Below are 15,505 nucleotides of genomic sequence, written 5' to 3' on the forward strand. Positions count from 1 at the left end.
GATGCACGCTCTGGGCGGAATCCCTCTGGGCGGAATTAGCGGAGGGGTGGGGTCCGGGGGCGGGGATTCGGGGGCCGGGGGCCGCTGGACGCCGGTCAGCTCGTCACCGGCCCGCTCGATGCGGGTGATGGGGGAGACGCCGGTGACGCGGGCGAGGCCGGGGGCTCCAGTTTGTAACTGCTGCCCGGGGCTCAGCTCACAGCTCACTCCGTGGCCACAGCCCTCAACTACAGGCCATGGCCTCAACCACAGGCCAGGGCCTCGACCGGCAGAGCCTCAGCCCTCAGCCAGGACGAACGTCGTACGGGCCGCTTCCAACCCCGGCACCTTGGCCTCGATCTCATATTTGCCGGCGGGTACCTTGGCCGAACTCGGCGTGGCGCACTGCGGGCCGCTGGCCCGGCGGTCCCACTCGATGACGCGCTGCACGGAACCCTTCGCCGGCACCTGCAGCAGCGCGGGCTCGGTGCCCGACGGGCAGTCGTTCGAGGCCCAGACCCGGTCGTCGCCCGCGGCGTCGCTGATGGTGAGCACCGTGGCCTTCTGCCCGAGATCCACCTTGCAGGCCGCCCCGGCCGCATTCTCGACCGTCAGCTCGAACTTCGGCCGGGCGCCCGGCGCATAGGAGCGCTTGACGCTGTGCAGCACCAACTCCGCTTTTCCGGAGACACAGTTGGGGAGCGAGGAGCCGGCACTGACGGCGTTCTTGCCGGAGCCCTGACCGATCGGCCCGCCCCCGGAACCGGAACCACCACCGGAACTTCCGTTGCCACCGCCCGCAGCCCCCGAGCCGCCCGAACCGGAGTCCGACCCTTCGTCCCCTACGTCATCGCCCGACTCATCGCGTCCGCCCGGCTTTTGGTCGTTCACCGGACCGCTCGCGGAGGGCCCTGGCGTGATGGACGTCGCGGGGCCGTTACCCTGCGCCCCCTTGCCCTCATCGCTGCTCTTGCCGGCGTCGCCGCCCCAGTTAAGGGCCCACACCACCAGGAGGGCGAGCAGGACGACGATGGCCAGCGCAACGGCCCTCCGCCGCCAGTAGATGGAGGAGGGAAGCGGCCCGATCGGATTGCGCAGTGATCCCACGCGGAAACTCTACGAGAGATCGGCCCCCGCACCGGCCAGTACCCGCCGCTTCCGGCTGCAACTTTTCCCATGATCGGCCCGGAGCCGGCCCCCCGACCGCGTTTCCGGCCCCAACGGGCCTGATGCCCGCTAGGTCTCGGTCTGCTCCGCTCCGGCCTTACTTTCGTCAGATGCGCCCCTGCCGATCGTCGGCTGCGGCACAACCGGGCCGGTCCGTACGGTCGTTGATCATGAACAGCACCACTCTCTACCGCGACCTCACCGACCTCGCCCACCACTCCCCCGACTGGCTCCGCACCCTGGCCGGCCTCGGCACCGAGGGCGGACTGCTGCTCCTGATGGCGACGGCGGTCCCCGTGTGGTGGCGGGCCCGCAGCCACACGGCCCGTTCGGTCGCCCTGGCGGTACTGGTGCCGATATCCAGCGCCGTCGCCTACCTGTTGAGCGAACTCGTCAAGAGCCTGGTGGACGAGGAACGGCCCTGCCGGGCGGTGGCGGGGGCGGCCGCCTCGATCGCACCCTGCCCGCCCGGGGGCGACTGGTCCTTCCCCAGCAACCACTCGACGATCGCCGCGGCCCTGGCCGTCGGCCTCACCCTCGCCTGCCGGGCCACACTCCTGCTCGCACTCCCGGTCGCCCTGCTGACCGGCCTGTCCCGGGTCTTCGTCGGCGTCCACTACCCACACGACGTACTGGCCGGCCTCACCCTCGGCGCAGCGGTGGCGGCCCTGTGCCCAGCACTCCTCGCCCGCCCGACAACCGCCCTGGTGGCACGAATGCGGACCGGACGCTGGCGGGCACTGGTGGCGGCGTAGCAGTGGGCGCGGCGCCGGTTCCCCCGGGGGCGCGGCCCCCCGACCGGGGCCCCACCTCCGCGGGGGCTCGCGGAGACACAAGCGCGGGGCTCACCCGCAGGATCGCGGCGCCTCACCACCGCGCACCCCACCCCCGCAGGACCGCGCGGCCTAGCCCGCCGGACCGCGGGGCCTCACCCGCAGGACCGCGAGGCCTCACCACCGCGCACTCCACCCCCGCACAACCTCACCGCCTAAGCGGCCTCACCGCCCCGACCACTCCTCCTTGTGGCCGAAGCCCTGGCCGTTGTCGATCAGCCGCAGCCAGTCGGGGCGCAGTTCCCACAGGGTGGTGCGCTCCAGGGCGGCGCGCAGCCGGTCGCTCGCCGTGACGAACGGAAAGCGCTCGACATAGACCTGCCAGCCGGCCGCCCGCTCGGCGCCGCTCAGCGGGCGGCAGCGGCCCCGGCCCTGAAGTCCCGTCAGGCCGCTCCACTCCTGGCCGTCCCGCTGCACCGTGAACGCGACCCGCGCGCCGGGCTCCACGAGCGCCCGGCCGTGCCGCGTCGTGGTAGCGGTGACGAAATACAGCGCGGGCTCAGCACCAACCGCCCCGGCCCCCGCCACACCGGACGCCCCACCCGACGGCCCACCGGCCTCCACGCCGGCCGCCCCACCGTCCTCCGCGCCCGACGCCACGCCCGCGGCGTACAGCACCGCGCATGCCTGCGGCCCGTCCTCGTCCACGTACGCGAGCGTCATCGTCGTATGCGCGGCCAGCGCGCGCCGGATCGCCTCCGGGCAGCCCGGACCCGCCGCCCCCGAGGCGCCGCCCACTCCCGCAGCGCCGGCCGTCCCCGCGGCTCCACCTGGTCCCGCGGTGGCGCCCGATCCCGCGGCTCCGCCCACTCCCGCGGTGGCGCCCGGTCCCGCCTCGCCGCCCGTGTCTTCGCCCGAGTCGTCCGCTCCGCTCATCTCCGCCATGCCCGCATCCTCGCTTGCCGCCTCCTTCTATTCCAGCAACGATTACGGAGAGTAGCCAGTTCCCGCCGAGGTGTGACCGGGGGTGGCACGCGCCGGTGCCCCACACCGCGCGCCCCTCCCCCGGCCCACCGGCCCGGCCACTAATCCCAGCCCCCGCCCCGCCAGTGGCCCTGCCCACCACCCGATCGCGCCCCCGGCCCCGCAGCGCCCCATCGACCGAGTCCACCCCGCCCCCTCCACGCCATTCCCCTCTCTCCCTTCCCACACCCTCCACACCCCCCTCCAACCACCCCCCATTGGCACCCGGCCGTCCTGCGTGTGGGTGGGCGTGCGGCGGGGCGGGCCCGGTGCGTTTCCTGGGCGACGCCGGACGTGCCAGGATCGGCAGTGCCATGACTTCGACGCCTGTCACCACCACTGCCACGACCGCCGCCGCCGAGACCGCTTCCGCCGCCGACGCGGCCGCGGAAGCCGCCGACGGGACCGCGCTGCACGGCCCGGTCACCGACTGGTTCGACGAGCACGCCCGCGATCTGCCCTGGCGCCGCCCCGAAGCGGGCGCCTGGGGCGTGATGGTGAGCGAGTTCATGCTGCAGCAGACCCCGGTCAGCAGAGTGCTGCCGGTGTACGAGCAGTGGCTGGCCCGCTGGCCGCGCCCCGCCGACCTGGCCGCCGAGGCGCCGGGCGAGGCGGTCCGGGCCTGGGGCCGGCTCGGCTATCCGCGGCGCGCCCTGCGGCTGCACGCCGCCGCGTCCGCGATACAGGAGCGGCACGGCGGCGACGTGCCGCGTGAGCACAGCCAGTTGCTGGCGCTGCCCGGCGTCGGCGAGTACACCGCCGCGGCGGTCGCGTCCTTCGCGTACGGGCAGCGGCATGCGGTGCTGGACACCAACGTGCGGCGGGTGTTCGCCCGCGCGGTGGCCGGCCGCCAGTTCCCGCCGAACGCCACCACCGCGGCGGAGCGCAAGCTCGCCCGTGCGCTGCTGCCCGAGGAGGAGCAGCTGGCGGCGCGCTGGGCGGCGGCCACGATGGAGCTGGGTGCACTGCTGTGCACGGCGCGCACGCCGGAGTGCCACCGCTGTCCGATCGCGGCGCAGTGCGCGTGGCGGCAGGCCGGGTCCCCGGCGCACGACGGTCCGCCGCGCCGCACCCAGACCTACGCCGGTACCGACCGTCAGGTGCGCGGCAAGCTGCTGGCCGTGCTGCGCGAGGCGGTCACGCCGGTGCCGCAGCAGGTGCTGGACGCGGTGTGGGACGAGCCGGTGCAGCGGGCGCGGGCGCTGGACGGGCTGGTCTCGGACGGTCTGGTCGAGCCGCTGGGCGGGGGCCGGTACCGGCTGCCGCTGACATAGCGCGGCTGTCACATACGGATTGAGGAGGCGCGGCTGCTTCGGCGGCCGCGCCTCCTGGCGTGACGGCCGCCTGTCTGATTCGGTGTCACCTTTGGCGCAGCATGACCGAATGGTGCCCCGATACGGCCTGAAGAAGTCCCTCGCGGGGCAGGGTTGCCGTCGTGTCACGGCCGATAGGCCTTGCGGTGGGGGTGCTTCTCCCCCCGGAGTATGACGTGCACAGGCCCGCCGTCCGTCCGAGGTATGACCCCTGGCGCGCTGTTACACAACCGAGGGTTTTCCGTGCACTCGTTGTGGGGCCGACGCACATTACGTCGCAACACCCTCTCCGTAGCGTCTTCCTCGTGCTGGAGATGACCGTCAGCACGGTCAACGTGGGGAAACGAAAGCGGATCGGAGGCGTCGAGATGGCGACCAGCGGCGGCAAGGTACTGGACTTCGAAGAGTACGTTCGTACGCGGCAGGAGGCCCTGCTGCGGAGCGCCCGGCGCCTGGTGCCCGACCCGGTCGACGCTCAGGATCTGCTGCAGACGGCCCTGGTCCGCACCTACGGCCGCTGGGACGGCATCGCGGACAAGTCGCTGGCCGACGCCTACCTCCGCCGCGTCATGATCAACACGCGGACCGAGTGGTGGCGGGCGCGCAAGCTGGAGGAGGTGCCCACCGAGCAGCTTCCGGACGCGAGCGTGGACGACGGCACCGAGCAGCGCGCCGACCGTGCCCTCCTGATGGACATCCTCGGGGTGCTGGCTCCCAAGCAGCGCAGCGTCGTGGTGCTGCGACACTGGGAGCAGATGAGCACGGAGGAGACCGCGGCAGCACTCGGCATGTCGACGGGTACCGTCAAGAGCACGCTGCACCGTGCGCTGGCGCGGCTGCGTCAGGAGCTGCAGATGCGTGACATCGACGCGCGGATGCTGGAGCGCGGCGAGCGGGAGCGGGAGCGGTGCGCGGCCTGACGGGCGGCGCACGGCACGCGGAACAGGGCACGGAACGCGGCACGGAACACGGCACCACACCAGATACCAGACGAAAAATATCCTTACCGGTGAAAACGGGCAGAACGACAGGTGCCTTACGGCTCCGGGCTCGACACGCGACAATCAGTTCAGGAACAGCAGCGGGATCAGCGGCTGTGCGAGAAGCACGGTGAGCGGGAGCGGATTGTCCAGGAACAGGTTGACCAGGATCGGGTTGACCAGAGGCGGCGCGGCCACGGCAGGAGTGGCCGCCGTCGGCCTTTTGCTGGCCGGATGCAATCCGGGGGGCGAGGGCGTGCGCAGCGAGGGCTCCGCCAGCAGCACCCCCGCACCCAAGGGCCCGGTGAGCAGCTCCCCCAGCCCGGCCTCGACCGCGGACTACAAGAAGGTCGACGCGGTCCAGCTGCTGAAGGACGACCCGAAGGTCGGCCCGATGGTGAAGAAGTCCCTCTACAAGCCCTGCGCCGCCGACGAGTACCCGGTCGAGGTGACCTATGCGTCGCTGACCGGCAGCAAGTCCCCCGATGTCATCGTCAACGTCATGACCTGCGCGGATTCCGTCGGGATCGGCTCGTACGTCTATCGCAAACGCAGCGGTGCGAAGGGCGGGTATGACAACGTGTACACGAACGAGCAGCCGTCGGTCTCCGCCGCGGTCAACAAGGGCGAGCTGGAGGTCTCCAAGCAGACCTACGACACCGGCGACAAGGTGTGCTGCCCCTCCGGTGAGGATGTGATGCCCTACCGCTGGGAGGGCAGCCGCTTCGTCGAGCACGACGGCTATCACACCGACTACAGCAAGACCACCGTCGACGGCGCCACGCCGGACGACGGCACGGGATCGGAGGGTTGAGACAACCGCATGGCCGAGACCCATGTGCTCTTCGTCGAGGACGACGATGTCATTCGCGAGGCGACGCAGCTGGCGCTGGAGCGGGACGGTTTCGTGGTCACCGCGATGCCTGACGGGCTCGCGGGCCTGGAGGCGTTCCGCGCCAACCGTCCCGACATCGCGCTGCTCGATGTGATGGTGCCGGGACTCGACGGGGTCAGCCTGTGCCGGCGGATCCGTGACGAGTCGACGGTTCCCGTCATCATGCTGTCGGCGCGTGCCGACTCCATCGATGTGGTGCTCGGCCTGGAGGCCGGCGCCGACGACTATGTCACCAAGCCGTTCGACGGTGCGGTGCTGGTCGCCCGTATCCGCGCCGTGCTGCGCCGCTTCGGTCACGCCAGCGGCCCGGACCGGGCCGGCGCCGCCGCGGCCGATGCGGACGATCCGGCCGAGGCGGTGCTGCGCTTCGGTGATCTGGAGGTCGACACCGAGGGCATGGAGGTGCGCAAGGGCGGCCAGAATGTCGCGCTGACGCCCACCGAGATGCGGCTGCTGCTGGAGTTCTCCAACGCACCGGGTACGGTCCTCTCGCGCGACCGGCTGCTGGAGCGGGTCTGGGACTACGGCTGGGGTGGTGACACCCGGGTGGTGGACGTCCATGTCCAGCGGCTGCGCGGCAAGATCGGTCAGGACCGGATCGAGACGGTCCGCGGCTTCGGATACAAACTGAGAGGCTGACACCTCCGGTGGTCAGGCTGGCCCTGCGGACGGGGCTGAGATGGAAGCTCAGCGCCGCGATCGCGCTCGTCGGAGCACTGGTCGCGATCGCGCTGAGCCTTGTCGTGCACAACGCCGCCCGGCACTCCATGCTCGACAACAGCCGGGATGTGCAGATCGAGCGGCTCAATTTCACGCAGAGGATCTTCGAGTCCACCAACCGGCTGCAGTTCGGCGCGAAGATCGACGATCCGGCGCTGCCGCCGCCGCTGCGTGACGAGGTCGCCAAGAACAAGCGCGCCACCTACCTCCAGGACACCGGGCAGACCGCCCCCGAGGTGTGGGCGGCCTCACCGCTCAGCAACGGCCGGGTGCTGTCCATGCACGACCGTTTCCCGGACCGTTTCGCCGTCCTGGACGACCTGGACCAGGCGCTGGTCATCGGCTCGACGGCGGTGGTGGTCGGCGGCTGTGCGCTGGGCGTGCTGGTCGGCGGGCGGCTCTCCCAGCGGCTGCGGAAGGCGGCCGCGGCGGCCGGCAAGCTCGCCGACGGCGACACCTCGGTCCGTATCCGCGACGAGGTCGGCACCGGCCGGGTGCGTGATGAGACCGACGATCTGGCGTGGGCCGTGGACGCCATGTCGGACGCCCTCCAGGAACGTATCGAGGCCGAGCGGCGGGTCACCGCCGATATCGCGCATGAGCTGCGCACCCCGGTCACCGGTCTGCTGACCGCAGCCGAACTGCTGCCGCCCGGCCGCCCCTCCGAGCTGGTGCGGGACCGGGCGCAGGCGCTGCGCACCCTCGTCGAGGACGTACTGGAGGTGGCCCGGCTCGACGGCCATGCGGAGCGCGCCGAGCTGCAGGACGTGGTGCTGGGGGAGTTCGTCACCCGCCGGGTGCGCGCGCTCGGCCCGGACATCGCCGTCGAGGTCGTACGGGACGCCGAGGTCACCACCGATCCGCGCCGGCTGGAGCGGATCCTCGGCAATCTCATCGCCAATGCCGCCCGGCACGGCAGGCCGCCGATCGAGGTCACCGTCGAGGGCCGGGTGCTGCGGGTGCGCGACCACGGTTCGGGTTTCCCCGAGGCGCTGCTGCGGGAGGGCCCGAGCCGTTTCCGTACGGGCAGCAGCGACCGGGCGGGCCGGGGTCACGGTCTGGGGCTGACGATCGCGGCCGGGCAGGCCCGTGTGCTGGGCGCCCGCCTGACGTTCCGTAACGCCGATGAGCTCACCGATGGTTCGACCGGCGCGGTGTCCGTTCTCTGGCTTCCGGAGAACGCGCCTACGAATACGGGTAGCTTTCCGGTTATTCATCTGCCGGATCGGTAGCCGCTGCGCTTGGTGGGGCTTCCCACGTTGTTGGCTTTCCCGCCGGTCCGCTGCGCTTTGCCTTGGGCCCGCGTTTTCGGCTTTCCCGCCGTGGTGGCTTCTCGCCGTTGCGGGTCCGCTGCGCGGGGCGTGCGCGCGGGTGATGCTTGCGGGTCCCCCGCCGTTGCGCCTGCGGCGGGCCGGGCCGCTGCGCGGGGCTGTCGGGTGCGGTGACGGGCCTCCGGGGCAGGGTGTCCGGACTGCTTCGCTTTACGTCCGGACACCCTGCCCCTCCGGCCCGTCCCCTCCCGTGGGTGGGTGGGGAAAGGCCGGTGGGGGTGCACGTGATTGCTCACGTGCACCCCCACCGGTCCGATGTGGCTCAGACGGTCTCTGCCACCGCTATTCGGTCCGCCTGCGGGGTCTCGGCCGGTGTGGCCGGGCCGCCGCGGAGCGGGACCTCCTTGAGGAACCAGGCCGCGGCGAAGCCGGCGATGCTGATCACCGCGCCCCACAGGAAGACGTGGTGGGTGCCGGTGGCGACCGCGTGCATGTACGCGTCCTTGATCATCGGCGGGAGCTGGGCCAGCCCCTTCGGGTCCATCTGGGCCCCGCCGCTGGTCATCTTCTCGCCGGCCTTGCCGATCCGTTCGACCATGGTGGCCTGCACCTGGTGGGTGAAGATCGCACCGAGGATCGCGACGCCGAAGGAGCCGCCGATCGTACGGAAGAGGGTGGCCGAGGACGAGCCGACGCCCATGTCCTTCATCTCGACGCTGTTCTGTGCGATCAGCATCGTGGTCTGCATCAGGAAGCCCATACCGGCGCCGAGCACCGCCATGTAGGCGCCCGAGGTGAAGCGTGTGGTGTCGGTGTCCATCAGGGACAGCAGCGTCAGGCCCAGCGTGATCAGCCCGCCGCCGACCACGACGAAGATCTTGTACTTGCCGGTTCGGGTGGTGACCCGGCCCGCGAACAGCGACACCACCATCATGGCCAGCAGCATCGGGAGCAGCAGCAGACCGGAGTTGGTGGCCGAGGCGCCCTGCACGGTCTGCTGGAACAGCGGCAGGAAGGTCATCGACCCGAACATCACAAAGCCGACCAGGAAGCCGATGACCGTGACGAGCGAGAAGTTGCCGTTGCGGAAGATGTGCAGCGGCAGCACCGGCTCGCCGACCTTGCGCTCCACGACCACGAAGAGGGCGAGCGCGACCACGCCGAGAACGCCGAGGCCGATGATCTGGCTGGACAGCCAGTCGTACTCGGTGCCGCCCCAGGTGGTGATCAGCACCAGCGCGGTGATGCCGACGGTGAGCAGCGTGGCGCCGATGTAGTCGATCCGGGTCTGCGACCGCTTCTTCGGCAGATGCAGCACCGCGGTGACCATGATCAGCGCGATCGCGCCGAGCGGCAGGTTGATGTAGAAGCTCCAGCGCCAGCCCAGGTGGTCGGTGATGGTGCCGCCGACCAGCGGTCCGCCGATCATCGCGACGGCCATGACGCCGGCCATCATGCCCTGGTACTTGCCGCGCTCCCGCGGCGGAATCAGATCGCCGATGATCGCCATGACGCCGACCATCAGTCCGCCCGCGCCCAGGCCCTGGACGGCGCGGAAGCCGATCAGCTGCCCCATGTCCTGCGCCATGCCGGACAGCGCGGAGCCGATCAGGAAGATCACAATGGACGTCAGGAAGACGCCCTTGCGTCCGTACATGTCGCCGAGCTTGCCCCAGATCGGTGTCGAGGCGGCGGTCGCGAGTGTGTACGCGGTGACGACCCAGGACAGATGTTCCAGTCCGCCCAGTTCACCGACGATGGTCGGCATCGCGGTGCCGACGATCATGTTGTCCAGCATCGCGAGCAGCATCGCGATCATCAGCGCGAAGAGCACCATCCGTACGCTGGCCGGCTGCTTCTCCTGGCCGCCGCCCGGTGCCACGTCGGGTCTCCCCTTCTTCACCGAGGTCTGTCCGTCCCCCGTCGGGGTCGCATGCTGCGACTTCCCCATCACTCACTCCCACTTACTTGCCGCCCGGCTAGTTCAGTACAGTGAGGAAGGTAGGCGGCCAACTAGCCGGGCGTCAAGTAAGTTTCTCTGGCGCCCCACAGGGCAGCCCTCTGACCAGTACCGACGACGCGGGAGAGCACCATGAGCACACAGGCGCGCAGGGGAAACACCCGCCAGCGCATCCAGGACGTCGCTCTGGAGCTGTTCTCCGAACAGGGCTATGACAAGACCTCCCTACGGGAGATCGCCGAGAAGCTCGAAGTCACCAAGGCGGCGCTGTACTACCACTTCAAGACCAAGGAAGACATCGTCATCAGCCTGTTCCAGGACCTGGGCAGGCCGATCGACGAGCTGATCGTCTGGGCCGAGGGGCAGCCGCGGACCCTGGAGACCAAAAAGGAGCTGATCCGCCGCTACAGCGAGTCGCTGCGCTCGGCCGAGCCCCTCTTCCGCTTCATGCAGGAGAACCAGGCCGCGGTGCGCGATCTGAGCATCGGCGAGAGCTTCAAGTCGCGCATGCTGACCCTCTTCGGCCTGCTCAAGGAGCCCGATGCGGAGCTGACGGATCAGGTGCGCTGCATCACCGCACTGTTCTCCATGCACGCGGGCATGTTCTCGATGCAGAACCTGGAGGGCGACCCCGAGGAGAAGCGCAAGGCCATCCTCGAGGTCGCCACGGAACTGGTCACGGCGGCAAACCCGCCGCACCGCCGGCCAGCCCGGCCGGACTCAGCTCAGACGGTGTCGCCGTGAGCCCGCAGGAATCCGGTCGGCTCGATGCCCGACCCGTAGTTGGGGCCGGTGCGGACCTCGAAGTGCAGGTGGGGGCCGGAGGAGTTACCGGTGCTGCCGGACAGGCCGACCTGCTCACCGGTGCCGACCTGCTGGCCGACGCTCACGTTGATCTGTGACAGGTGCGCGTACTGGGTGTACGTGCCGTTGCCGTGCTGGATCACGATGGCGTTGCCGTACGCCGGGCCGTCGCCGCCACCGTTGGGGCCGGCCTTGACGACGGTGCCGGAGTGCGCGGCCTTGACCACGGTGCCGCTCGGCACGACGAAGTCCTGGCCACTGTGGCTGTGCGACCACATGTTGCCGGCCAGACCGAAGGTCGAGCCCAGGGTGTACTTGTCGACCGGCGTCACCCAGGCGTTGGCCTTCTTGGCCGCGTCCTTCTTCGCCTTGGCCGCAGCGGCCTTGGCGTCGGCGGCGGACTTGGCCTGCGCGTCGGCCTGTGCGGACACGGTCGAACCGACACCCGAGGTGAGGTTCTGCAGACCCGCGTCGGCGGCGGTGGCAATACCGGCACCCAGGGCGGCGGTAACGCCGACACCGGCGGCGACAACGGCGACGCGATTGCGCAGCGCGAGCTTGTTGGAATTGCGGAGAGCGGTGAACTTCGACATGCGGGTTTTTCCTCCAGTGAATTGATTGGTTTCCCGGCTGCGGACCGGGATCGCCATTCCTTGGTAACCCGCCTTCGCCGCCCCGCCAAGGGGCCTTTCTACTAACCCGGCCCGTACGAGAAGTCGGGTGATCGAGGCCCTTGCGTGCCCGCCGAACCTCTGCGCGAAACCCCCAAATACGGACATCTCGCATCGCCGCCCCGGCCCGCTATGCACCCCTTGAACAGGCCTTTTCTCCATATGCCGCACGGGCCCCGCAGCCCCCGCGCCGCTCACCCGCCCTCAGCCCCGCCCTCGCCCCCGAAAACCCCCACCGCCGCGGGTCCCGCTTCCCCTAATTTCTTTAGTAGGGCCCAAATCGCCTGTGTGCCATGTCACCGATAACCAAGATCCAACCCCTTTTCGCGCCCCTTTCGGACGCCCGATCCGGGGCCCTGGGCGCTTGTGACGCAGACAACTCACGCCTTTGTGACGTGGCTTACCCAGCCTTTGTGACCCCGATTACCCGGCCTTTGTGACCCGGGTTACTCGGCCTTTGTGACCCGGGTTACTCAGCCTTTGTGACCGGGGTTACCCGGGTCCACCAAATGTCCGAATTGAAAGGGAATGGGGGCTGGATATCCGTGACCGCCGCCACACCGTTCCGCGTCCCGCGTCCCGCGCGCACCTGGCCGATCCCCGCCCCACACCCCGACGGCCGCCCTAGCCTGGCCCGACGGCAGCACCGGCCAGGGGGAGGGCGGACCGCACGATGGACCCGTCAGCAGTAGGTGTCCGACTCGCCTCCGGCGTGGTCGCACCGCTCGTCAGGAAGCTCTTCGTCAAGGAGGGGCCGGGCGCCGGTCTGGTGGCGAAGCCCGTACGGATCTCCGGGCTGGTCAGCTTCAAGGGCGAGCGGCGGACCCTGTCCGACAAGGACCTGCGCAAACTCGCGGCGGAGCTGGTGGACCGGGCCGTACGGACCGCCGGGCCCGGCGAGCGCCCCCTGGCCGCGGACGAGGAGCGGGCGGTGGCCGAGGCCCTGGCCACCACGCTGCACGGCCTGGGCGACCTCGACATGGACGACGTCCAGGCCGTCCGCCTGGGCGCCACCGCCCTCGCCGCACGCCTGGAGGCCGCGCGCCCGCACGCCGTCCACGGCCTCTCCCGGGACGCCGAGCTGCTGCACGCCACCCTGCTCGGCACCGCCTGCCTGCACATCGTGCACTTCTTCACCCAGCGGTCGGCCTTCGTCGCCCGCACCCTGGTCCAGCAGAGCAGGAGCCTGGACAGCCTGATCACGCTCATCGACGAGTTCCTGGAGCGGCATCCGTCCCCGCGGGCCGCGGACGCCGCCTTCGAGCGCGGCTACCTCGCGTACATCGCCCGTAAGCACGGCCGGCTGACCATCTACGGCATCGATCTGGCCCACTCCCCGGACCGGTGGCCGCTGGACGCGGCGTACATGAGCCTGGAGGCGACGGCCCCGGCCGCCCGCGAGGTGACCGCTGTCGGCCCCTTCGACGGGGTGGGCGGTCCCGGAGGCGCGCCGCCGGCCCCGGTCCCCGTCCCCGCCGACCAGGCCCTGGCCGGCCGCGACCGCGTCCTGCTGCGCGGTGTCGCCGGCTCCGGCAAGAGCACCCTCGTCCAGTGGCTGGCCGTCTCCTGCACCAAGGCCCCCGGCGAGACGGCCCTCCCCCACCTCTACGGCCGGATCCCCTTCGTCCTCCCGCTGCGCACCCTCGCCCGCGACGGTGCGCCGCTGCCCACCCCTGACCGCTTCCTGGCGTCCGTCGGCTGCCCGGTGTCCGGCTCGCAGCCCGAGGGCTGGGCCGACCGCGTGCTGACCTCCGGGCGGGCGCTGCTGCTGATCGACGGCCTGGACGAGATCCCCGACCGCGAGCGCGAGCTGACCCGCCGCTGGCTGCGCGATCTGACCGACGCCTTCCCGGACAACCTGTGGCTGGTCACCTCCCGCCCCTCCGCCGTACGCGACGACTGGCTCACCGCCGACGGCTTCGGCGAGCTGACGCTGTCCGCCATGAGCCGCGCCGAGGTCGCCGCCTTCATCCGCCGCTGGCACGACGCGGCCCGCTGCGACGCCGAGGACCCCGAACGCCTCGACGCCTACGAGCAGTCCCTCCTGGCCGCCGTGCACACCAAACAGGACCTCGCCCGGCTCGCCACCAACCCCCTCATGTGCGGCCTGATCTGCGCACTGCACCGGGACCGCCGCGGCTATCTGCCCACCGGCCGCAAGGAGCTGTACGACGCGGCCCTCGGCATGCTCCTCTCCCGCCGCGACCGCGAACGCGATATGGCCGCCCCCACGGGCATCGAGCTGAGCGACGAGCCCCAGATCCAGCTCCTCCAGCGGCTCGCCTACTGGCTGATCCGCAACGGGCGCAGCGAACTCGACCGGGAGCGCGCCGAACGCATCCTCGGCGAGGCGCTGCCCGCCGTGCCCGCCGCGGCGGAGCAGGGCGACGCAACGGCCATTTTCCGCCATCTGCTGCTGCGCAGCGGACTGCTGCGGGAACCGGCCCCCGGCGCCGTCGACTTCGTCCACCGGACCTTCCAGGACTACCTCGGCGCCAAGGCGGCCGTGGAGGACGGCGACTTCGGACTGCTGGTGGCGCATGCGGAGGACTCCCAGTGGGAGGACGTGATCCGGATGGCGGTGGCGCATGCGCGGCCGCGGGAGCGGGTGGAGATTCTGCGGGGGTTGATGGAGCGGGGGGACGGGATCGAAGACCGCCGGGCCCATTTGCGCGTCCACCTTCTGGCCATGGCCTGTCTGGAGCATGCGACGGAGATCGATCCGCGGGTGCGGGACGAGGTGACTGAGCGCGCGGGGGCGATTCTGCCGCCGCGCAACCATGAGGAGTCGCAGTTGCTCGCCGGGGTGGGACCGCTGGTGCTGGAGTTGCTGCCCGGGCCGGAAGGATTGGCGGACGACGAAGCGCAGGAGGTGGTGGCGACCGCCGCGCTCATCGGGTCGGATGCGGCGCTGGAAGTCATGAAGCGCTTCCGGGATCACCCGGCGATCGGCGCTCGTACGCAACTCGCCTCGTCATGGCCGCAATTCGATACCGCCACGTATGCCCGGGAGATCCTCCAGCACCTCGACGCCGAAGTGACCGTCACCGCGACGTCCCACGCCGAACTGCACGCACTCCGGGCACTCGGTCGGCCACGCGTCTCGGTGAGCGGCCCCTTCCTGGCTGCCGAACTCCTCGGCGCCTTGCCACTCGGCCTGATCGAAAGCCTGGACATCAGAGAGAACCCGGAGATCGCCGATCTCGCATTCCTCCGTGAGTTCCCCTCACTGAAGCGGCTGTCACTCTGGGACTGCCCGGCGGTCGAGAGCGTCACCCCGCTCGCGGATCTTCAGCTCCGCACATTGAGCATCACCGGGCCGCTCGACAAGAACGTCCCGATTCCGCGCGGACTTCATCGCCTGCGTCACGCCCGCACCCTGCAGCTCCACTCGACGCTTCCGCCGGAAGGCTTGGCGACGCTCCCCGCAGATGCCCCGCTGAGCCACTTGGCCCTCAGCCGGCCCGTCGGCGCCGAATTCACCGACATCACATGCTGGCCCCAAATGCGAATCATCCAACTCCGGTTCCTCACACATGACTTCGGCGCGGACCAATGGAGTGCACTGGCGTCACTGAGCGAGCTGGAGGATTTCTCGTTCGGTGTGGCGGAAGAAGGGGTCACCCTGCAGCTGCCGGCCGGTCTTCGGCTTCCACAGGTGACAAGGCTCGGCGTCCTCAACACGAAGCGCCTTCCGATCTCCGATATGAGCCGCCTGCTGAGGTCGGCCCTCCCGGCTTTCCCCGGTGTCCGGAATCTCCAGCTCTACGGCTTCATCGACGGCTCCATCGACCTCTCCCCCGTGGCGGCCCTGCCGGAACTCCAGGAGGTCTTTCTCTCCTACCTCCGCCCGGAACCCGGCCACACCCTCCCTCCACACATCAAACTCACCCGCTACCCCCGCCCCCGCACATAGGCTTACGAGCAGCGCAGGCACCCAACCCCCCAT

The 15,505-nt window shown here is 70.6% G+C and carries 12 protein-coding genes; 8 read left to right on the plus strand and 4 right to left on the minus strand.

What is annotated here, in order from left to right; all coding sequences use genetic code 11:
- Positions 1-276: 276 nt before the first annotated feature.
- The gene (locus tag STRNI_RS18685; RefSeq protein WP_277411632.1) at positions 277-1,086 is read right to left on the minus strand and encodes a hypothetical protein; all 810 of its coding nucleotides are present in this window, start codon (positions 1,084-1,086) and stop codon (positions 277-279) included.
- A gap of 230 nt (positions 1,087-1,316) precedes the next feature.
- Between STRNI_RS18685 and STRNI_RS18690 the strand changes: the two genes are divergently transcribed.
- Positions 1,317-1,901, plus strand: coding sequence for a phosphatase PAP2 family protein (locus STRNI_RS18690; protein WP_277411633.1), 585 nt, complete (start codon positions 1,317-1,319; stop codon positions 1,899-1,901).
- Positions 1,902-2,144: 243 nt separating this feature from the next.
- On the opposite strand, the gene STRNI_RS18695 is transcribed toward STRNI_RS18690, so the two are convergent.
- Entirely contained in the window at positions 2,145-2,864 is a 720-nt protein-coding gene (locus STRNI_RS18695) for a pyridoxamine 5'-phosphate oxidase family protein (RefSeq protein ID WP_277411634.1), read from the minus strand.
- A gap of 392 nt (positions 2,865-3,256) precedes the next feature.
- Between STRNI_RS18695 and STRNI_RS18700 the strand changes: the two genes are divergently transcribed.
- The 5 genes from STRNI_RS18700 (at position 3,257) to cseC (ending at position 8,082) form a co-directional block, all read left to right on the plus strand.
- Positions 3,257-4,216, plus strand: coding sequence for an HhH-GPD family protein (locus tag STRNI_RS18700; protein WP_018092997.1), 960 nt, complete (start codon positions 3,257-3,259; stop codon positions 4,214-4,216).
- A gap of 353 nt (positions 4,217-4,569) precedes the next feature.
- A complete protein-coding gene (locus tag STRNI_RS18705) occupies positions 4,570-5,175 on the plus strand; it encodes a SigE family RNA polymerase sigma factor (protein WP_018092996.1) in 606 nt (201 codons plus the stop codon).
- A 265-nt stretch (positions 5,176-5,440) separates the two neighbouring features.
- A complete protein-coding gene (locus STRNI_RS18710) occupies positions 5,441-6,049 on the plus strand; it encodes a hypothetical protein (RefSeq protein ID WP_018092994.1) in 609 nt (202 codons plus the stop codon).
- Positions 6,050-6,058: 9 nt separating this feature from the next.
- The gene (cseB, locus tag STRNI_RS18715; protein ID WP_018092993.1) at positions 6,059-6,769 is read left to right on the plus strand and encodes a two-component system response regulator CseB; all 711 of its coding nucleotides are present in this window, start codon (positions 6,059-6,061) and stop codon (positions 6,767-6,769) included.
- A gap of 8 nt (positions 6,770-6,777) precedes the next feature.
- Positions 6,778-8,082, plus strand: a complete 1,305-nt coding sequence (cseC, locus tag STRNI_RS18720; RefSeq protein ID WP_018092992.1) for a two-component system sensor histidine kinase CseC — start codon at positions 6,778-6,780, stop codon at positions 8,080-8,082.
- A 361-nt stretch (positions 8,083-8,443) separates the two neighbouring features.
- On the opposite strand, the gene STRNI_RS18725 is transcribed toward cseC, so the two are convergent.
- Positions 8,444-10,072 (minus strand): MDR family MFS transporter, encoded by a 1,629-nt coding sequence (locus STRNI_RS18725; RefSeq protein WP_381843910.1) that lies wholly within the window; start codon positions 10,070-10,072, stop codon positions 8,444-8,446.
- A 141-nt stretch (positions 10,073-10,213) separates the two neighbouring features.
- Here STRNI_RS18725 and STRNI_RS18730 point away from each other — a divergent pair, with 141 nt between their 5' ends.
- Positions 10,214-10,825 carry a TetR/AcrR family transcriptional regulator gene (locus STRNI_RS18730; RefSeq protein WP_159486909.1) on the plus strand — a complete coding sequence of 204 codons (612 nt, stop codon included), beginning with the start codon at positions 10,214-10,216 and terminating at the stop codon, positions 10,823-10,825.
- Here the strand turns inward: STRNI_RS18730 and STRNI_RS18735 are convergent.
- Positions 10,807-11,478 carry a M23 family metallopeptidase gene (locus STRNI_RS18735; RefSeq protein ID WP_277411635.1) on the minus strand — a complete coding sequence of 224 codons (672 nt, stop codon included), beginning with the start codon at positions 11,476-11,478 and terminating at the stop codon, positions 10,807-10,809. The two genes, STRNI_RS18730 and STRNI_RS18735, sit on opposite strands and share 19 nt — an antisense overlap.
- Positions 11,479-12,229: 751 nt before the next feature.
- On the opposite strand from STRNI_RS18735, the gene STRNI_RS18740 reads away from it, so the two are divergent.
- On the plus strand, positions 12,230-15,472 hold the full coding sequence (locus STRNI_RS18740) for an NACHT domain-containing protein (RefSeq protein ID WP_277411636.1): 3,243 nt from the start codon (positions 12,230-12,232) through the stop codon (positions 15,470-15,472).
- The last annotated feature ends 33 nt before the right edge of the window (positions 15,473-15,505 follow it).

The sequence above is a fragment of the Streptomyces nigrescens genome, from assembly GCF_027626975.1.
Taxonomy (GTDB): Bacteria; Actinomycetota; Actinomycetes; order Streptomycetales; family Streptomycetaceae; genus Streptomyces; species Streptomyces nigrescens.